Annotated in this window: 17 protein-coding genes and 1 pseudogene; 9 read left to right on the forward strand and 9 right to left on the reverse strand. The window is 64.8% G+C overall.

What is annotated here, in order from left to right; translation table 11 throughout:
* Positions 1–193 precede the first annotated feature (193 nt).
* From ACFYOW_RS16190 to ACFYOW_RS16200, 3 genes are all read right to left on the reverse strand, one after another.
* A complete protein-coding gene (locus ACFYOW_RS16190; protein ID WP_387288528.1) occupies positions 194–3,478 on the reverse strand; it encodes a protein kinase in 3,285 nt (1,094 codons plus the stop codon).
* A gap of 476 nt (positions 3,479–3,954) precedes the next feature.
* Positions 3,955–4,140, reverse strand: a complete 186-nt coding sequence (locus tag ACFYOW_RS16195; RefSeq protein WP_387288530.1) for a CoA-transferase — start codon at positions 4,138–4,140, stop codon at positions 3,955–3,957.
* Positions 4,141–4,441: 301 nt separating this feature from the next.
* Entirely contained in the window at positions 4,442–4,783 is a 342-nt protein-coding gene (locus ACFYOW_RS16200) for a hypothetical protein (protein WP_387288532.1), read from the reverse strand.
* Between the two features lie 1,348 nt (positions 4,784–6,131).
* Between ACFYOW_RS16200 and ACFYOW_RS16205 the strand changes: the two genes are divergently transcribed.
* The 5 genes from ACFYOW_RS16205 (at position 6,132) to ACFYOW_RS16225 (ending at position 8,863) form a co-directional block, all read left to right on the forward strand.
* Positions 6,132–6,452: a WXG100 family type VII secretion target gene (locus tag ACFYOW_RS16205; protein WP_387288534.1), complete on the forward strand. Its 321-nt coding sequence runs from the start codon at positions 6,132–6,134 to the stop codon at positions 6,450–6,452.
* Positions 6,449–6,745, forward strand: a complete 297-nt coding sequence (locus ACFYOW_RS16210) for a WXG100 family type VII secretion target (protein ID WP_387288536.1) — start codon at positions 6,449–6,451, stop codon at positions 6,743–6,745. The genes ACFYOW_RS16205 and ACFYOW_RS16210 overlap by 4 nt, the downstream gene beginning before the upstream one ends.
* 619 nt (positions 6,746–7,364) lie before the next feature.
* Positions 7,365–8,153, forward strand: coding sequence for a DUF4157 domain-containing protein (locus tag ACFYOW_RS16215; protein ID WP_387288537.1), 789 nt, complete (start codon positions 7,365–7,367; stop codon positions 8,151–8,153).
* A gap of 3 nt (positions 8,154–8,156) precedes the next feature.
* Positions 8,157–8,432, forward strand: coding sequence for a hypothetical protein (locus ACFYOW_RS16220; RefSeq protein ID WP_387288539.1), 276 nt, complete (start codon positions 8,157–8,159; stop codon positions 8,430–8,432).
* Positions 8,429–8,863, forward strand: coding sequence for a hypothetical protein (locus ACFYOW_RS16225; RefSeq protein ID WP_387288541.1), 435 nt, complete (start codon positions 8,429–8,431; stop codon positions 8,861–8,863). The genes ACFYOW_RS16220 and ACFYOW_RS16225 overlap by 4 nt, the downstream gene beginning before the upstream one ends.
* An 880-nt stretch (positions 8,864–9,743) precedes the next feature.
* Here ACFYOW_RS16225 and ACFYOW_RS16230 read toward each other — a convergent pair.
* Genes ACFYOW_RS16230 through ACFYOW_RS16240 form a run of 3 tightly spaced genes read right to left on the reverse strand, consistent with a single transcriptional unit; the run spans position 9,744 to position 11,661 of the window.
* Positions 9,744–10,064, reverse strand: a complete 321-nt coding sequence (locus tag ACFYOW_RS16230) for an amidase family protein (protein ID WP_387288543.1) — start codon at positions 10,062–10,064, stop codon at positions 9,744–9,746.
* The gene (locus tag ACFYOW_RS16235) at positions 10,061–10,552 is read right to left on the reverse strand and encodes a nuclear transport factor 2 family protein (RefSeq protein WP_387288545.1); all 492 of its coding nucleotides are present in this window, start codon (positions 10,550–10,552) and stop codon (positions 10,061–10,063) included. The genes ACFYOW_RS16230 and ACFYOW_RS16235 overlap by 4 nt, the downstream gene beginning before the upstream one ends.
* Positions 10,549–11,661, reverse strand: coding sequence for an amidohydrolase family protein (locus ACFYOW_RS16240; protein WP_387288547.1), 1,113 nt, complete (start codon positions 11,659–11,661; stop codon positions 10,549–10,551). Before ACFYOW_RS16240 ends, ACFYOW_RS16235 begins: the two co-directional genes overlap by 4 nt.
* A gap of 76 nt (positions 11,662–11,737) precedes the next feature.
* Here ACFYOW_RS16240 and ACFYOW_RS16245 point away from each other — a divergent pair, with 76 nt between their 5' ends.
* Positions 11,738–12,382 carry a TetR/AcrR family transcriptional regulator gene (locus ACFYOW_RS16245; RefSeq protein ID WP_387288548.1) on the forward strand — a complete coding sequence of 215 codons (645 nt, stop codon included), beginning with the start codon at positions 11,738–11,740 and terminating at the stop codon, positions 12,380–12,382.
* Positions 12,383–12,530: 148 nt separating this feature from the next.
* Here the strand turns inward: ACFYOW_RS16245 and ACFYOW_RS16250 are convergent, their stop codons facing one another.
* Positions 12,531–13,154 (reverse strand): TetR/AcrR family transcriptional regulator, encoded by a 624-nt coding sequence (locus ACFYOW_RS16250; protein ID WP_387288550.1) that lies wholly within the window; start codon positions 13,152–13,154, stop codon positions 12,531–12,533.
* 92 nt (positions 13,155–13,246) lie between these two features.
* Here ACFYOW_RS16250 and ACFYOW_RS16255 point away from each other — a divergent pair, with 92 nt between their 5' ends.
* From ACFYOW_RS16255 to ACFYOW_RS16265, 3 genes and pseudogenes are all read left to right on the forward strand, one after another.
* Positions 13,247–14,671: an MFS transporter gene (locus tag ACFYOW_RS16255; RefSeq protein ID WP_387288552.1), complete on the forward strand. Its 1,425-nt coding sequence runs from the start codon at positions 13,247–13,249 to the stop codon at positions 14,669–14,671.
* 188 nt (positions 14,672–14,859) lie between these two features.
* Complete coding sequence (locus tag ACFYOW_RS16260) at positions 14,860–15,789, forward strand: hypothetical protein (protein WP_387288554.1); 930 nt, start codon at positions 14,860–14,862, stop codon at positions 15,787–15,789.
* A 153-nt stretch (positions 15,790–15,942) separates the two neighbouring features.
* A pseudogene (locus ACFYOW_RS16265) lies at positions 15,943–16,212 on the forward strand (GFA family protein); the annotation flags it as partial.
* A gap of 511 nt (positions 16,213–16,723) precedes the next feature.
* Here the strand turns inward: ACFYOW_RS16265 and ACFYOW_RS16270 are convergent.
* Together ACFYOW_RS16270 and ACFYOW_RS16275 are read right to left on the reverse strand one after the other, a co-directional pair.
* Complete coding sequence (locus ACFYOW_RS16270) at positions 16,724–17,587, reverse strand: alpha/beta fold hydrolase (protein ID WP_387288556.1); 864 nt, start codon at positions 17,585–17,587, stop codon at positions 16,724–16,726.
* Complete coding sequence (locus ACFYOW_RS16275; RefSeq protein WP_387288558.1) at positions 17,584–18,462, reverse strand: alpha/beta fold hydrolase; 879 nt, start codon at positions 18,460–18,462, stop codon at positions 17,584–17,586. Before ACFYOW_RS16275 ends, ACFYOW_RS16270 begins: the two co-directional genes overlap by 4 nt.
* Positions 18,463–18,491 lie beyond the last annotated feature (29 nt).

Genomic DNA, 18,491 nt, shown 5'->3' on the forward strand with positions numbered 1-18,491 from the left:
GATGTTGTCCATCGCCTCCCCCGGCGACGGATTCTCTGTCGCCGTCCTCGACTGCGACGAAACCGGTTGCACCACAACATAGCCGCATCCTCGCCCGCCGCTTGCCGACCCCCAATTCCGTTGGCGCATACCGGTACTACTTCCTAGACGACACCACACCCCTCGCATGAGCACGGATTCGTCCACTGCACCTTCAACTGTGTGCGGGTCGGCTCCGCTCGGCGACCCAGGCGGCGATCTGGGCACGCGAGGTGAATCCGAGTTTCGTCAGGATGTGTTCGACGTGTCCCTGAGCGGTGCGCAGGGAGATCACCAGGCGAGTGGCGATGGCCCTGTTGGTCAGGCCTTCGGCGACGAGGGCGGCCACCTCCCGCTCCCGTCTGGTCAGCTCCGCCGGACCAGCAGCCGCAGCCCTCGGTTCCTCTCCTAGCGCGTAGCCAGTCGCGGCCTCGAGACCCAATGCGGCGCCTTCACGGTAGGCGGTATCGAAGGACCGACTGCCGAGCGTGTGACGAGCGGCGCGCTCGCAGTCCTCATGGTGAACCGCCAGGTCCGGGAAAAATACGGCGGAGCCACCGATCGCCTCAGACAGTGCCTGCGCGGCGCCCAACAAGACCGCGGCGCGGCGGGCGCTGCCCTGGGCTCCCACAATCCAGGCCAGTGCCTCCAGGGCAAACGCGGCCATGACCGGGTCTTTTAGCCGCCTGGCCAGCTGCAGGCCCTGCCGCAGCAGCCTCAGCGCACGGTCGCGATCATCCTTGCGCCACGCGGCGACCGCCGCCTCCCACAAGGCAATTGACCGATGTGCGGATTCGCCACAGCATTCGGTGATCGCGAGGGCCTTCTCGAAGTACGAGAGAGCTGCTGCGCTGTCCTCCCCAAATGTGTGCACCCATCCGAGCCCGATCAGGGCCCAGACCTGTCCGTAGACGTCGCCGTGCGCAACGAAGGTCTCGAGAGCGGCCTCCGTAGGGGCGCGGGCGCGCGGATAGTCGCCGATGCGGACCGCGTGCAGACCTTGGATGAGATCGGCGAACGCGTGCACGATCGGATGCTCGGTCTGTTCGGCCAGCGCCTGCCCCTGCATGACCAGTGCGGATGCGGCAGGAAGATCGGCCTCGCTCACCAGTCGGACGCGCCACAACGCCTTGGCGCGTGCTGGCGTGGCAGTAGCGGGCCCGACGGCGAGGGCGCGGTCGAGCCAGTGCCGAGCCTCACCGTGCTGGCCTCGGGCGAACCAGAACAGTTGCATCGCTGCCGCGAAGGACAGCGCGGCGTCGGATCCCGCTTGGGTGTCGGTCAGGCAGAAGTCCAATGCCTCCCGCAGGTTCGGTTGTTCGCGGTCGAGGCGGGCGATCCAATCGAGCTGGCGGGGGCTGAACCAGTCGGCCTCCGCGGCCTCGGCGAGCTTGCGGTACCAGTCCCCGTGCCGACGCCGCAAGTGCGGATATGCGCCTGCTTCCTCGAGTTTGTCACGGCCGTAGTCACGCACCGTCTCGAGCAGCCGGAACCGCACCACCGAGTCCGACTCCTCGCGGATCAGGATGGACTTGTCGACCAGGGCGGTGAGCACATCGAGCAGATCCTCCGCTGCGAGATCGTTGCGGCACACCTGCTCGGCGGCGTCGAGTTCGAAACCGCCGGCGAACACCGACAACTGTGCCCACACCTGCTGTTCGGCAGAGGTGCACAGCGAGTAACTCCAGTCGATGCACAACCGCAGGGTCTGCTGACGGCTCGGCGCGCCGCGGCTGCCGCGGGTCAGCAGTGCGTATCGGTCGGTGAGCCGCGCCAGAATCTGCTCCGGTGACAGCGCCCGCAGCCGAGCTGCAGCCAACTCGATCGCCAACGGCAGTCCGTCGAGGTGGCGGCAGATCTCGGCCACCGGGGCGAGGTTGCCCTCGGTGAGCACAAAGGCGGGCACGGCAGCGGCGGCCCGTTCGACGAACAGCGTGACCGCGTCGTAGCGAGGCGCAACCCGCAGCGACAGTTCCCGATGCGGAACGGCCAGCGGCCGCACCCGCAGTACAGATTCTCCGCCGATGACCAGCGGCTCGCGGCTGGTCGCGAGGATCCGCAGCTCCGGGCACGCCCGCAGCAAATTCTCGACAACCTTCGCTGCCGCGTCCACGATTTGTTCGCAATTGTCGAGCACGAGCAGCAACCGCAAGGGCGCCAGGTATTCGATCAGCACGTCGAGCACCGACTGTCCGCGCGGGCGCAACCCCACGGTGGCGGCGATCACCCCGGGCAGCAGGGCACCATCGTGCAGCTCGCTGAGCTCGACCAAGCACACCCCGTCAGCGAAGTCGCGTTGCGCATCGGTCGCGACCCGCAACGCCAGTCGGGTCTTGCCCACGCCACCGATCCCGGTCAACGTCACCAGCCGCGAGCTCGCCAACAGACTCTTGGCCTCGGTCAATTCCGTGCGGCGGCCGACGAAGCGTGTCAGCTCCAAGGGAAGAAACACCTTTGCGCTCACCGGCGCACTGGATGATACGGGCCGAGGCCCTGACGACCGGCCGGTGATCAGCGGAATCAATGGAACCGGGGTGTCCTCTTGCTGCTCGGTACCCGCTACGGCCCGCACCGCCATGTCATCGACCGGCCACCCGCGCTCGACCTGCAGCTGCCGCAGTTGCTCACCCAACGCCGCAGTGGCCGGCCGCTGCGCGGGAGCATGGGCCATGGCATATTCGATCACCCGCGAGAGGTCCTCGTCGATGCCGTGCTCGCCCAGATTCGGTGTCGGCTGGGTGGTGATCCGCAAAAACTGGGCCACCACCTGTTCGCCGCTGCGTTGCTCGCATGCCGCATGCCCGGTCGACGCGGCGAACAAGGTAGCGCCCAGACCGTAGACATCGGCCGCCGCAGTCGGCTCCGCACCCGCCAGCACCTCCGGTGCGGTGAATGCCGGCGAACCCGTTATCGTGCCAGTGGCGGTGCGAAATCCGCCAGAAATACGCGCTATCCCGAAATCGGTCAGCGCCGGCTCACCGTAATCGGTGATCAGGATGTTGCTGGGTTTGATATCCCGGTGCAGGATGCCGAGCCGGTGTACGGCCTCCAGCGCCCCGGCAACCTTCACACCCACTCGCAGCGTCTCCTCCACCGATAGCGGACCATGCCGACGGATTCGGGCGTCGAGGGAATCTTGCCGATAATAGGGCATCACCAGATACGGCAGACCGGACGCGGTGGTGCCCACCTGCAGCACTGCCACGATGTTCGGATGCCCGGTCAGCCGCCCCATCGCCCGCTGTTCCCGAATAAACCGTTCCCGGTTACCCTCCTCGAGGTCGGCAGTCAGAACCTTTACCGCCACAGTCCGATCCAAGGCCGTCTGCCTGCACCGATACACCACGCCGAACCCACCGTGACCGATCTCCTCGGCATCGACGAATCCAGCATCTGCCAGCTCCACCGGGACAGCGGAAATCACGTCGCGCTGAGTTTTGAACGAGTCGATTTCGCCCATATGCAGGTCCTACTTAATGGTGTACCTCAGCATATAGCGCCGGAAGAGCGCGCGGTGGCGGCCTCACCCTGTCGTCCTCTACAGCGACCCCGGCCACGCGTTCCTCTTCCAGCACCTGACCGAGTTCGCCACCGCGTCTTCGCCCCAATCATCGAGCGCAACAGCGGCGCACATCCTCAACGTCCACTCCGTACTCTCCTGGCTCGCCCCGTCCGGCTCCTACAGCGGCTCCAAGATCGCCAATGGTCGCAGACCAACTCCCTGCGCCTGGACCTCGTTCCCGCGCGGCATCCGCGTCACCGGACTGCACTTCGGCTACGTCGACACCGACATGACCGCCGGGGTGGAAGCGCCCAAGTCCCAGCCACGCGACGTCACTGCCTTTTCCCCGTACGGAATCGAGACGGCGGCTACGAGATACTCACCGACGAGCCCTCCCGTAGCGCTCGGCACTTCACCGGTTCAGCTACCCCTCTTCAGGGCAATTCCTTGTTCTCACCCACATAGGCCGCGATGACCCGGCGCAGCCGATGTGCCGCCAGCAGCGGCCCGAGGCCCGCGTCGTCGACACCGCAGTTTTTCGACACCGCCTTCAGATCGGTGGCGCCCTGGTCGATCAGCGCCAACGGAATGCCACACAGTGCGAAGCCGCAGCCGCCCACCGATGATCGATCCTGAGGCGATATCTGCAACCACATCGGCGGCCGAGCCGACCACCTTGTCCAAAACTTTGCCGCGCAAGCGATTTCCTAATCAGTTAGCCTCGACCAGTCATGGTGATCTGCGGTAATGGTGTCATGGAATGGCGAAAGGTGCTCTGAGCTGCGATATTTCGATTTGCTGAAGATCGAATATTGCAGTTTGAGGAGCACCCTTCTGGTGAAGCATTCTACGGCCGACATGCGGGCACACCTGGCCGGAGTCGTACCGGGTTCTCTGATCGCCCCTACAGAGCGGTGCCGCTCAGCTCGCTTGTCGTGGCAGGCTGGTGACATTGGTGGCGTCGTCGGCGAGAGCCGCACGCAGACGGACAATCTCGTCGTGCTCCGCGGCCAGTTGCGATACCGCCTGGATCCAGAAGGAGGTGTGTTCGGCGATTACATTGTCCTGCTCTATGATTCGCGCCCTCAGCTTCTCGATCACTTCCTCGAGCCTAGCTATCCGCGCATCGCGGGGATCGGTGACCACACCGGCCTCACGAAGTTCCGCGCGCCGTCGTTCGAACTCCTCCTCGAGATGAACGTAGGTGCTGTAGAGCGCGGCCCGGGTGACGTCGGCTTCGATGCCGAGGGTCTTGACTCGCACTACCCCTCACCTGGGGGATTACTTGACGGCTGACAAGATGATCGCCAGGAAAGCCGTGATGAAGAACCAAACGGGCCGCTCTGAGCTCTTTGGCAGAGGGTGGCTGTTGCCGCGTCCGGCCATAGTGTTGCGGCCCGAGAAGAATTCCGAAGATCCGCTCGTAACGATCCGCCCGTTCGTGTGCCGCTGGCGGGGTCTCTGCGTTGTCGGGCGTTGGTTCGCCTGATTCGGCCGCATCCCTTTGCGTCACCACTGCACCACCCCGTTCCCGTCCGTCGCTGGTTGGTACTTATGTCCAGGATTCGTATTCGCAGCCCGACCGATTGCACCTCGACTGGGTGGTTATCACCCACAGTCCGTTGCCTTTTCGGCGGTCAGACGCCCCGATCCGGCGGAACGGGGCGGCCTCCGGCCGGGGAGTCTCGCGTTCGTTGGGGATATCGTGTCGCTTCGGACCTCGGCCACCACGATGCCGGTCGCCAACCACACGCGACCGGCACCACAATGCCCGACGGGTCCGGCGGCCCGTCCCAGACCTCCCGTCGGATTTCGCGCCCGCGACCTCGATCGGCCGGTGGACATTCCGCCACCCACACCAATGCGAAACTGTAATCGTCCCAATGCCATCCATGCGTATCACCAGCTTCCTCCAGCCTGGTGATCACGAACTGTTCGGGCTCGTACGGACAGGAAATACCGGTTCCCCGGCCACGGCCGACAGCAGCTGTGTAGTCGTCGCTGAATGGTAGATCGCCTCGATCACCGAACCATTGCACGCGATATCGGCCCGAGTCACGTTCCGCATCCGCCGCGGCGTGCATCCGGTCGCGGCGAGAACGAGATCACGCCGGACACCCCTGGACTCTACCAACCGCAGAGCTTCTAAGGCGACCGCCGACCGCAGCTGAGCAGGAAACAACCGTGACATAGCCAGTACACTCAAACTCCTTGCGTGCCACCGTGATCTCCGCATTATCAGCCAATGCCTGAGCGCCCCACCCATCCAGTACGTCCTCCGACCGCCCCATCGCTGATCCACCAACAAGTCCCCTCCACACGTTCGGTAGCCGCACATCCGCCGCCACGCGGCATCCAATCATCGCGGTCCCCGCCAGCATGATCGACGAGAACGGCCGCTCAAGTGGGGAGACTTCCAGTGCCGCGGCGGAGCCCGGCGCATCAGCCAGGACTCATTGAACCGGCTGATCCATTCGTGAGTGAATAGCTCAACATCCGCCAGCCGGTTCAACGGGCCCCAGCTGTCCAGGCATGCCATGGTGTGGAACCAGGCGGGTGCGCTATGCGTCATATAGTTCAGGGGCGAGCTGCACGACGGAGGGAGGCGGGGGTGTCCGGGGAGCTCCAGGTCGAGGTGGACCGGCTACGCGAGGCGGCACGATTTACCTCGGGTAAGGCCCAGGCGATCCGAGATGAGCTGAAGAAGCTCGACGACACGATCGGTAAGGAACTTCTCGCCGATGGATGGCAAGGCAAAGCCGCCAGCGCCTACGACGAGTCCTGGCTCGAATGGAAGCACGGTGCCGAGACGGTCATCGCCGCGCTGGAGGAATCCTCGGCAAACCTCGCTGAAGCCGCGAACCAGTACGAGACGCGTGACACGGCCAACCAGGATGCGATCACCGGGCTACAGGGATTGGATCTGCCGTGACCGGTGATGATTACCGCGAGGACCTCGAGCAGCTCGATGCCGCGATCGATACGATGGACAAGTTCGGGCGCACCGTTGAGGACTGGTTGGGTGAAGTCGACCGGCATATCGCTGACCTGCACCAGAGGTGGTCGAGCAAGGCAGCCCAGGCGCAGCGCGCCGCGCACGATAGTTGGATGGCGGGTGCCGCAGAGATGCGGGAAAACCTCGACGAGTTGCGTGAGGTGGCCCGTCGAGCGCACACGAGTTACGCCACCGCAGTTCAAACGAACGTCGGGATGTGGCCGCAGTGACAACACCGACAGTGCCGCTCATCGTGCACCGAGGTGCTGAATACACCTCTGCCGGTGAGGTTTTCGGCCAGATGTCTACCGACACTGTAACCACCCACTCCGCGCTGGTCGCAGTGCTGACCACGTACGCGGGGATGGCTGGCAGCGACAGCGTCGGCGGGCAGTGGGCGGCAGGCTACGACGAAGCCGCCGAGCTGGCGATATCGACCTCATCAAAACTGGCAACCGCGTGCGGCCAGACCAGGAATCTGATCGTGGCGGGTGCATACAACCACCAGGTCGCCGAGACAAACGCGAACCCAGCCGATCAACAACCGCCCAGCACACCACAACTCTCGACCGATCCCTGCCTCCCGGGAGACGCCCCTTCAGCAGCCGGGGATGGAATCCCTGAACCGTTCGGATGGCCCATCATCAAGGATGCCGTCGGGTTCGCTTGGCCAAACGGTCACCAGGACCAATTGACTGCCGCCAAGGTTGCCTGGCACACTGCGGCGGCCGACTACCGCACCGTCGCCGGTCTAGCCCCACGGCGGTTGAGCTCCTCAACAATCAACAGTCACCCGAGATCGAGATCGCCGCCAGCACCTGCCAGACCCGGCAAACGGATTTCACCGCGTTGGCCGATGCATGCCAAACACTCGGCGATGCCTGCGGCGAGTACGCCCACCACCTCGACGAAGCACACCACAAGATCCTGGAGGAACTCCGCGGAATCGCCATCGAAACCGCTGCGGGCGAGGTCGCATTCGCGGCGCTGGCGCCGTTCACGGCAACCCTGTCCGAATGGGTTGGCAACGCGGCCTTGGCCGGACGTATCGCGATCCGCACCCGCCGGATCACGACATTCATCGGCGAACTCGCGACGAAGCTGACAAAGCTCATCACCGACGTCGTAAAACCACTCGCCGAACGACTCAAGCCGCTGTTCGAGCGAGTCCGCAACTGGGTCAACGCCGCCAAAATCAAAATGACCCCGTTCGCCCGACGCGACGCCGTACTAACCGATGGCCAACTGTTCTCCCGGATGGGACCCCGCACGAACCAAGAGGTTCTCGAAAGCGGAAACCATCTGCCGATGACCCAAGAAACCATCGAGGAATACGCCCGCCGAGCCGGTGTCGACCTCACAGGCATCCGCGTGGACGTAGCCAGCTCCGCCGATGATGTGCGCTACTTCGACTACATGGAGGCCAGCGCCAGCACCGCCCCGGGTCATATCGCGTTGGCCCCCAGCGCATTTGCCGATGAACAGACATTGCTACGGAACTTGGTGCACGAGCGCGTCCACATCGACCAGTACGCACAAGGCAGAGTGGGAACAGGGGTTACCAGGGAACTGGAAGACGAGGCATACGCCGCCGATGAAGCCTTCTGGCAACGATATCTCGCAGGGAAAGGGGAATGAGCAATGAGTGAGTTCTACGTCGAAGACATCTTCCCAGTGAGTTTCAGACCGACTCCGTTCGTGGTCGGCCGCGCGGTCGGGGACTTCACGGTCGGCGAACAGGTCGAGTTACACAAGAAAGACGGAAGAACCTACCGAGGAGTTCTGGAAGCGCTCGACTTCCACCAGCCCAAGCCGGGCAAGTTCTCGCTCGTCTTCTCCACCGAGGTGTCGTCGCGAATCGAACCCGGCGACGTGGTCTACTCGGTTCCCGCCGAGAAAGGTCCCCGCTCACAGTGACTACAGACATCCAAGAATGGGAGCGCCAACTTCAACGAGAACTCACCGAGATCCGCAGCCACAGCCAGCAACTCGCCGCAGCGATCGCTCTGGTGCGCGGCCGCAGCGAAGCACGTGGAGTACTCGTCGAAGTCAGCGCCGACGGCGACATCACCGATCTGCAGATCGCCCCAGGCACTATGCACTCACCCGGCAGCCAACTCGCCGCAGTGCTGCGAGACTGCCACCGCAACGCACGAGCTGACGCAAAAGCCAAGGTCAAGCATCTGGTCAACAAAGCCGACCCGCGGATCCGCGACCAACTCCAGCATCTGGGTGGTGGCGAACAGAAAACCCCCGACGAACAGCGTGGGCTGAGATCAGAAGCCGAGATACAAGCCGCCGACGACGCCTACTTCGAACGCATGAACCAACAAGGCTGGCGGACCTAACCTACTCAGCAGCAACTACGCAATCGAAACCTCGTGCGATCGCTACTGAGGTTGATCTGGGTCAGAGCCGCGCCGACCCTGCTCAGTACGAGCGGCGAGGTCTACGAATCTGCTCCGCTGCCCCGCCAGCGGGGCCAGGTACCCCTTACTCTCGCCGTAGTAGTCAAACAGGCAAGAGTCGCAGACGATCGTGTTGCTCGCACCGGCACCATAAAGGACGCCGCCGTCACGTACTACGCCGCCTCGGCATTCGGAGCAGAATCCCGGATATTGGTTACGTTGCATAGCGTTCTCCATGAACGACATTGGTAGGCCAGGGCATTCGCCCCAGGAGTTTCTTTGAATGATGCCAGCGGGGGTACCGACAAGTCGCGAAAACTCCGCTGACTCGTGGGGCCGGGCAGTTCGTTTCCGTTGGTGTGAGAGTGAGTCAAGAGATCGGCTCGGCGTGACTGGTCAGCTGCTGATATGAGTTGATCGCCTCAGCTGAGCAGTCGGTGGTGCAGAAGGCGGTCCTCGACGGCGCCGACCCGCCCGCAGCGTCGGCCTGGGCATCGGCACTGAACGGCTCTGCCTGGCCGCCACCGGTGTCCGCAACATCCGGCTGTTTCAGCAGTCCGCATGCTTCTGACCCGCCAGGCGCGGCACACCCCTGAATTCCCGCCCGGCTGGCCGTGCTGCTCTACGCCAGCCGGGTCCGATACCAAACGAAACACACGGGCTTCAATTCGCTTCTGTCACAATGAAATTCAACGAGAGGAGACGGTGACAGGTCAACGTCTGATGTATGAGGGTGGCTGTCTGTGCGGCCGGATCCGGTTCCGCGCCGACGCGGAGCCGATCTGGCCGCGTTTGTAGCTGTGGCAAGTCCCGCATCGAGCTACCGTTGGACGACCGCGCTGTGTTCGGTGGCGATCTGATTACGCATCGACCGTGAGCCGCTCCCGGTGGGTAGTCCCGCGAAATCCTGCATCAGATCCTTGATGAGGAACGGCACCCCGGCCAGTGGCCCGTCGAGTCGCTGATCGCTGCGTTTGCGTGCGATGTCGTACATCGGCCGCACGATCACGTTGATCCGCCCGTTGACCTGGTCGGCGCGCTCGATCGCGGTCTCGAGCAGCTCGGCGGGCGAAACTTCCCGGCGCGCGACCAGTTCCGCGAGACCGGTCGCGTCAAATGTTCGGTACTCGGTGTATTTCATCGGTTCTCAACCGAATTCGACATTGCGAGGTATTCGTCGAAACGCTCGACGCGTTGGGTGTCTTCGAAGATGCGCTGATACACAATTTTTCCCCATCGGACGTGCACCAGGATTATCGCGTGGTTCTGATAGACGACGCGGCCCCGAAGGTCGATGGCCTCATCGGTGAACCGCGCGGTCATCAGCGTTCGCCAGGGTGGGCCTGAGACGAGGACTTCGTGCAGCTCGCCACGGATCCGCTCGGCGAGGAAGCGTTCGAAAAAGGCACGGATCGCGGGCTTTCCACGATGATGTCCCGACCATGAGTGGGTGCCGTCGAGCACCAGGGTGGCGTGGTCGGCGTAGGTACGCAGCAGGGGTTCGGGATCACCTGCCATCAGTCGCCCGGCGTTATGGGCGAGCACGGTGCGCAAGGTGAAGGCGTATGCGCGTGATGCCGCCTGTGCGCCGATTGCCGAGGGGAGCAACAGATTCCACGGATGCTTCATGCCGCGGTCCTCCTCGCTCCGGTCGCCTCGACCACGATGACGCCACCGGAAATAACGAGGTCGGGGTACTCGAGCAATTTGAACCGCTCGAGGGCGTTGCCGTTGACCGCGATGAGATCGGCCGGCGCGCCTTCGACGAGCTGTCCGAGCGGAGCGAGCCCGAGATGTTCGCCCGCTCGCGCGGTGGCCGCGGACAGCACCTCCGCCGGGGTCAATGCCCCGCGTGCGGTGTGCGACATCAGCTGCAGCTCGAATGCGTCTATGCCCCAGGGCACGTCGGGGTGGGCCAGGTCGGTGCCGTACAGCAGCCGGACGCCCGCCTCTACCAGGCGAACAGCGTTCTGGAAGACCCCGGTAGTTCGGGACTGGGTGTCCAAGGTGCCCAGAACTTGTACTCCGGCGGCGGCCGCACGCGCGATCAGCGGGTCGGGCAGCGGATCGCACGGCACATGCGCCCACTCGTCCACTCCGGCGTCAAGGGCGAGTTCGGCACCCACGGGTCCACTCAGATGGGCGGCGACACGCAAGCCGTGGGCGTGGGCTTCGGCGACAATCGCGCTCACGATCTCCGGGGACAGCAGTGGCCACGGCGGCGGCGTCGTGGTCTCGTGAGCGGTCCACGGCGCGCCCGCCGACCCGCCCGGCTCGAGCCCGATCTTGATCATCGCGGCGCCGCCGTCGACCAGTCCGCGCACCGCGGCGCGTGCAGCGGCGACATCGGAGACCTCGAGTGCGACGTCCTGGCCGAATACCGGAATCGGGTAGCCGCCGGGTGCGGTGAGGATGGGCCCGGCCGTGAGAACTCGCAGCCTTCCATCACCGCCCGATGCTCGCACCAGCGGACCGCCGGTATCGCGGACCGTGGTGATGCCGTGCCGCAGAACCGTATCGGACGGAACCCCGTCGAGCAGCAAGTGGGCATGAAGGTCGATGAAGCCGGGGAGCAGGGTGCCCGCGATGTGGATGGTCCGGCCACAACCGGCCAAGCGGTCGGCGGGCGCGACTGCGGCGATGCGGTCGCCCGTGATCGCGACGGCGTGACGTTCGAGAACCTTCCGGCCATCGAAGACCAGATCGGCGGAGACCACATATTCGTATTCATTACTCATGAGCTGCGCTTTCATCGGGGTTCATCAGTTACTAGAGTCTAACTCTAGAGACTAACTCTAAAGCTAGGGTAAGGCTATGAGTCAGGTCAAGGGCAAACAGGCGCAGAAGTCTCGGGAGACCCGACGGCGGATCCTTACCGCCGCCGGTGAACTGTTCACCGAACGGGGCTATGGCAACACATCGCTGCAGGACGTCGCCGATCGCGCGGGAGTCGCGGTGCAGACGATCTACTTCACGTTCCGGAACAAGCGCAATATGCTCAAAGAGTTGGTCGACGTCACGGTCGCGGGTGACGAGGAGTCCCTGGCCACGATGGATCGCCCGTGGTTCCATCAGGCGATGAACACCCGGACCGCGGGCGAGCATCTGCAGGCACACGTCGAGGGGGTCACCACAATCCTTGGCCGTGTCGCCCCGATCATCGAAGTGCTCCATACCGCCGCAGCGATTGAACCCGAGCTCGACACCTTGCGGCAACAAGGCCTGGAGCAGCGCTACCTGGTCCAAGAAACGGCCGCGCGGGCCATGCTCGGCAAGCCGGAAGCCGCCGCGAACATGACGGTCGATCGGGCTGCCGACATCCTGTTCGGGATACTGAGCCCCGAGCTCTACCTACTTTTCGTCCGCGACCGGAGCTGGCCCGTATCCCAATGGCGGCAATGGGCACACACCACCCTGTCCGCCCAGCTTGTCAACTCCCGCAACACGGCAAATCAGTGACCCGCAGTGCCGCGCCGATCCCGTCGGCTCGTCCCCGGCACGGCCCGGCCGGTGAGGACGAGGGGCGCGCAGCGCGGCGCCGTAGCGACCGGTTGGCGAAAGCCGGAAGATGTCTCAAAGGTGTTGTACTACTGCGGGTTCGAGCTGGTCAGTGGGCGCTGGACCGGGAACCGGACCCCGAGGCGGGCGGTTCGGGATAGATGACATCGACCAACTCGCGGGTGAAGGCGTCCAGATCGTCCAATCCGATGCGGCGCAAGGCATCCGGGGGCGTGGTGAGCAGTTCCATTGTCGCAGTATGGAGGCAGCGAGTGAGCACGCGGGCCGTCGCGGCGGTGACGGGGAGCCCGGCGGCGCGTTGCAGCGCCTCATTGACGCTGAAGTCGGTGGCGATCATGTCCGCGAGTAGTCGGCGCACCGTCGGGTTGCGCAGGGCCTCGGCGTGCATCTCGACGAAGACGTCCGCGCCCGGCCGGCCCGGGCCGGGTACGCGCCGCATGATCTGTGCCAGTAGCGCGATGAAGCCTTCCCGATCCGAGGGCGCGGTGGCCGACCGCAGCGCCGTGACGTCCTCGACGTAGGTCTGGAAGTGGCGTTCAGCGGTGGCGACCAGGAGGGCGTCGCGCGTGGGGAAGTAGTTCTTGGTCGTGCCCTCAGGGGCACCGGCGTCCTGATCCACCTGGCGATGGGTGAGCCCGCGCGATCCCTTGGCGGCCAGGACCTGGATGGCGGTGTCCTGCAGCAGTTCTCGTCGTGATCGGTTCTCGGCCACTGTGGCGCGCCTTCCTGGTTGCGATCCGACCACTCTAGTGGTACCACAGATGGGGTACCACATCTGTGGTGGTAATTTCTGGAGGCAGCATCATGTCGACCCACGCCGATACCCAGCATGGCCACGAGGTCATTCCCCCACCCGATCCGCGCCGCTGGAGAGCACTGGCCGTGCTCGCGATCGCGCAGTTCATGCTGATTCTCGACATCACCGTGGTGACGGTGGCACTGCCCGATATAGGGCGTGATCTGGAGCTGAGCCGCGCTGCGGCGACCTGGGTGGTTACCGCGTACACCCTGCTGTTCGGCGGCCTGATGATCTTCGGAGGCCGCGCGGCCGACCTGTTCGGCGCGCGTCGAACGGTCTTCACCGGCCTAGCGATATTCACCGCGTCCTCATTACTGGCAGGCTCGGCGATCAATGCTCCGATGCTGATCGGCGCACGCGTCGGTCAGGGGATCGGAGCGGCGTTGCTGTCCCCGGCCGCCATGTCGATCCTGACCACGACTTTCCATGGCGCGGGACGCAATCGGGCGCTCAGCGTGTGGGGTGCGCTGGGCGGCACCGGTGCGGCCTTCGGTGTCCTGACCGGCGGCCTGTTGACGGCGGGACCGGGCTGGCCGTGGATCTTCTTCGTGAACGTGCCGGTCGGGATCGTGCTGCTGGCCTTGATTCCTGCGGTAGTGCCCGCGACGCCAGCCCGGCCCGGCCACCGCATCGATGCGGTCGGCGCGATACTGGCCACCACGGCGACGGGTGCGGCGCTCTACGGTCTGATCACCGCCGGCGACGACGGCTGGGGCAACCCGCGCGCGGTGATCCCATTGCTGGTCGCGGCGGTACTGCTCGCGGCGTTCATCGGCTACGAGCGCAGCACGGCCGAACCACTGCTCGATCCGGCACTACTGCTGCGCCGCCCGATCGCGGCGGGGGCGATTCTGATGCTGGTGGCGACCGGCCTTTTGATCACCAGCTTCTTCCTCGGCTCATTCTATCTGCAACAGGCGCAAGGCAATTCGGCGCTCAGCACAGGTCTGTTGTTCCTTCCCGTCGCACTGGGCACGATCGCCGGAGCGCACCATGCCGGTCACCTCATCGGGCGATTCGGCTACCGCCCGGTCGGTGTGTCCGGCCTGCTGGTGGCGGCGACCGGTGCGGCGATACCCGGGCTCTGGCACGGCACGCTCCCACTGCTGATCGGTTTGACCGTCGCGGCCGCGGGGCAGGGCGCGGTAATAGTCACCGCCACCACCACGGCCCTGGCCACCGTCGATCACGCCCATGCCGGTGTCACCTCCGGGTTGGTGAACACTTTCCACGAAGTCGGCACCGCGCTGGGCGTCGCCGTCATGTCCACCATTGCCGCGGTCAGCCTGCGCACACTCGGAGTCGACACCGGTGGATTCACGATGGCTTTCACCCTCTGCGCGATCACGGCGCTGGTCATGGCGATCGCCGCAGCGACGTTCGTGCCTATGGGTAAGCCCGCCGAGGGTATGCGAGTGAGCGCCCACTGAGCGGGGAAGTCGCTCTCCAACAGCGCCGGTCGGCGGTGCGTACGGCCCGGTGGGGCGATGTCGGCGGTAGGGCGGCGCTATTGCGCGTTCTTCGGTTCGAGGCGTCGTTGGGCGGCATCGAGATTGCGATTGAAAACAGTGCGCTGGCTGTCCGGAATGGGGCCGCGCCCAAGAGCGGCGGTAATACGATGAAGGTCCTGGTACTCGGCGGATACGGTGCGGTCGGTGGGCGACTGGTCGCAGAGTTGCGCCAGCGCGGAAGCACAGTGGTTGTGTCGGGCCGCGATCCCGATCGCGCTGATCTCGTCATCGACTTGCGGGAGCCGGGACTGGACTCGTATCGCTGCGCCGCGGCCGACTCCGATGTGGTGGTGAATGCCACTGGACTGGAGGACGTCCGGCTCGCCGAACTCGCCACCACGGTGGGGGCGGCTTTTGTCGATGTCACCGCCACGGCGGGCTATATCGATCGATTGGAGCGGTTGCGCGCGCCCCGGCCCATTGTCCTGAACGTCGGATTGGCGCCTGGACTGACGAATATCCTTGCCGCGCAACTCCACCGGCAAAGACCGGGGCCGATCGATATCGCGGTGTTGCTCGGCGCCGGAGAGAAGCATGGCGACGCCGCGACCGAATGGTCCTATCGACTGCTGGGCCGGACCTTCCGATCCGGCGCTGACACCATCCGCAACTACACCCAACCGCAGGCTTTCGACCTACCCGGTTATGGGAGGCGACGGCTGTATCGCGCGGACTTTTCCGACCAGCACATCCTGGCCCACGAGTTCGATACCGCGGTGCGGACCTACTTCGCACTCGATTCGCGCCTGGCGACCTCGGCCCTGGCCGTGCTCACCCGCCTTCCGGCCGCTGCACGAGCGACCCGGCACATTCGTGTGCCGGGATCGGAACGATGGCTCGTACTGGCCCGCGCGAAATCAGGGGAATCCCACTGGGCGCGCGGTGAGAACCAGTCCCAGGCAACCGCATTGCTGACAGCCGCCGCGGTAGAGCGCTCGCCGACGGCGCTTCCCGGGATCCACCACCTGCACCGGATCCTACCGAGAGAGGAAATCCCCACTGCTTTTCCAATCGAATTCGGCAGCACCCCAACCTGATTCGCTCTGAGAACGGTTCCACATCCTACTTCAGGCCACTGCCCGAGAACCATCAGGCGCCTCTCGTGACTCGAGACTTAAGTTTCCAGCTTCAAAATACTGCGGTCCCACATCGCTTGAACAGAAACACTTGACAGGGAATTATGTTCATGTCCCCATTGCCAGAAATTGTCTGGTGGCCCGGTGATGTCGTGGGTCGACTTCCCCCGCGAGGGATTCGAGTGGACCGGACCGGGCGGAGAGCCGGTCTGGTACAACACCTTCCCCGATTCCCAGCGCGGCTTCTGCGGCGTGTGCGGAAGTTCTGTGGCCGCCCAGGACGACGGTGACGCAGAGCTGGTCGGCGTGACGATGATGAGCCTCGATGACCATAGTGGCTTGGTACCCGAGCGACACAGTTTCCGCCCCAATGCCGTCCCGTAGCTTCCGATCGTCGGCGCACAGGACTGAGCGTATTCGAGGCTCCGGACTGGCCGAATTTTGGGCGAATATGGCTTAACTGGCGGGATGGATCTCGATCAGCGGCGGTGGACGAGTGGGATAAACAGCCCCACAGTCAGCAGTTGGGTGCCGATGGTGAAGACCGCGACAGCGGTGACCGAGCGGCTGTAGAGTGCGCCGATGAGGGTGGATCCGGCCAGCCACGCCAGCCCGTAGGCGGCGGTGACGATGCCGTAGCTGGTGCCGCGCCGGTGGGCGGGGACCAGGCCGGCGACCGCGGCGAGCAGGTACCAGGCCAGAATGTCGAGTGTATTTGCCCACCACGAACGCCGGTGTATCGCTCAGGCGGTCGAGCAAGCGCTGGATCTGCGGGCGCACAGACTACGCGACCTCACCAGTCTGGGACTCCTGGACGGGCGGCGTGCATCCGAGCGCCGGAAGATTCCTCAGCGGCTACGTGCGCGATCGGCGATTCAGCGTTCACCCCTATGCGTCAGTCGGCGAGAAAGGCGACCGCGATCGGGGCGAACTTGTCGTGGAACTGGAAGATTGCGCCGTGCCCGGAGTTGGGGTAGATGATCAGGTCCGATCCGGGGATTCGGCGGTGGAGGTCCTCGGAGAGCTGCGATGGCACCATGCGGTCGTGGTCGCCGTTGGCGATCAGGGTGGGTTGGCTCAGCTGTGACAGGTCTGCTGGTGCCGAACGGCCCCATCGCTTGATCGCTTTGAGCTGGGTCCGCAATGTCGTCACGGGCACCGGTACGTCTCGATCGTCGGTCCGTTCCTGGAGGCGTTCGATGAATGCGCGACCGGCCCGCTTGCCTTCGGTGTCGCGGTTGAAGAAGAGGAACTCCTTGGGGTCCGAACGTGTCAGTGCGGCCCGCGTGATGTCGAAGTACGTGGTGTAGGCGACCTTGTCGATGCCCTTACCGCCGGCCGGGCCGGTGCCGGTGAGGATGAGCTTCCGTACCAGTTCCGGGCGCTGGATGACCAGGGCCTGGGCGACCATGCCGCCGAGGGAGAAGGAGAAGATGTCGACCTGCTGGAAACCCAGCGCCTGGATAAACGTGGCCGCGTCGGCGGCCATGGCCTCGACGGTGTCGGGGACCGAACCAGTCGAAGCGCCGACCCCGCGATTGTCGAAGGCGATCACGTGGCGACCGGCTGCGATCGGGTCGATGATTCGGGGGTCCCAATTGTCGAGGTTCCCCGCGAGGTGAACAAAGAATACGACGGGGATACCACCGCGGGGGCCGAGTTCGCGGTAGGCGAAGGTGATCCCACCCGCTTCGATTGTCCGCGTGGGTGCGTCCTGGTAGGACTTCACGATGCCATTCGGATGCTGGTCGGAATTCATGGCTGGGCCTCCAGTTGTGGTTGGCGAGTCGGGTGGGTGTCGGTGGCGGCCAGAAACTTCAGCGCTTCGGGGACGAACGCGCGGTGGTGCTGGAACACCCCGCCGTGGCCTGAGTTGGGATAGATCTGCAGCGACGCGTTGGGCAAGCGACGCGCCATGTCGGCCGAGTGCTCGCTGGCGACCATCAGGTCGTGATCGCCGTTGGCGACGAAGACCGGGACCGTGATCGTCGAGAGGTCGTCGGGAGCGTGCAGGCCCGCGCTGGTGATCGCACGCAGCTGGGCGATCAGGGCCCGAAGCGAGATCGGCTTGTCGCGGCCGCGGGTGCGCTCGGCCAGCCGGTCGAAGTATTCGGTCGCGGCCTTCTTGCCTTCCGTATCACGCGGGAAGAACAGATAGTGCCGGGGGTCCTTGCGTGTCAGGAACCCCTTGAGATAGGCGGCGCCGACGATGAAGGGCATCTTGGCGATGCCGCCGCCGCCGCGCGGCCCGGTCCCGGCCAGGATCATGCGACGCACGAGGTCCGGAGCCTGCAGAGCGATCATCTGCGCGACCGCCCCGCCGAGAGAGAAGCCGAACAGATCGACCTTATCGTAGCCGAGCGCGCGAATGAACGCGATCGCGTCTACGCCCATCTGTTCGATATCGGAGGGCACCGACGACCCGGTCGCGCCCACTCCTCGGTTGTCGAAGGCTATGACGCGGTGGTGCGCGGCGATGCCGTCGATGACCCGCGGATCCCAGTCGTCGAGGACGGCGGTGAAGTGGTGCAGGAACACGACCGGCACCGCGGACTGCGCCCCGAGCTCCCGGTAGGCGAAGGTGACACCGTCGGCGTCGACGGTCTGTGTCGGTACGTCTTTCCAGGTGGGCATGATGGCGTCCCTTCTGCATGAGTTCGTTC

The sequence above is a fragment of the Nocardia sp. NPDC006982 genome, from assembly GCF_042869435.1.
In the GTDB taxonomy this organism is placed as follows: domain Bacteria; phylum Actinomycetota; class Actinomycetes; order Mycobacteriales; family Mycobacteriaceae; genus Nocardia.

Excerpts from the sequence above, each read along its gene's own strand:
- ACFYOW_RS16270 (WP_387288556.1), bottom strand. The coding sequence starts at position 17,587 with ATGAATTCCGACCAGCATCCGAATGGCATCGTGAAGTCCTACCAGGAC.
- ACFYOW_RS16275 (WP_387288558.1), bottom strand. The coding sequence starts at position 18,462 with ATGCCCACCTGGAAAGACGTACCGACACAGACCGTCGACGCCGACGGT.
- ACFYOW_RS16190 (WP_387288528.1), bottom strand. The coding sequence starts at position 3,478 with ATGGGCGAAATCGACTCGTTCAAAACTCAGCGCGACGTGATTTCCGCT.
- ACFYOW_RS16240 (WP_387288547.1), bottom strand. The coding sequence starts at position 11,661 with ATGAGTAATGAATACGAATATGTGGTCTCCGCCGATCTGGTCTTCGAT.
- ACFYOW_RS16260 (WP_387288554.1), top strand. The coding sequence starts at position 14,860 with ATGAAGGTCCTGGTACTCGGCGGATACGGTGCGGTCGGTGGGCGACTG.
- ACFYOW_RS16245 (WP_387288548.1), top strand. The coding sequence starts at position 11,738 with ATGAGTCAGGTCAAGGGCAAACAGGCGCAGAAGTCTCGGGAGACCCGA.
- ACFYOW_RS16220 (WP_387288539.1), top strand. The coding sequence starts at position 8,157 with ATGAGTGAGTTCTACGTCGAAGACATCTTCCCAGTGAGTTTCAGACCG.
- ACFYOW_RS16235 (WP_387288545.1), bottom strand. The coding sequence starts at position 10,552 with ATGAAGCATCCGTGGAATCTGTTGCTCCCCTCGGCAATCGGCGCACAG.
- ACFYOW_RS16230 (WP_387288543.1), bottom strand. The coding sequence starts at position 10,064 with ATGAAATACACCGAGTACCGAACATTTGACGCGACCGGTCTCGCGGAA.
- ACFYOW_RS16255 (WP_387288552.1), top strand. The coding sequence starts at position 13,247 with ATGTCGACCCACGCCGATACCCAGCATGGCCACGAGGTCATTCCCCCA.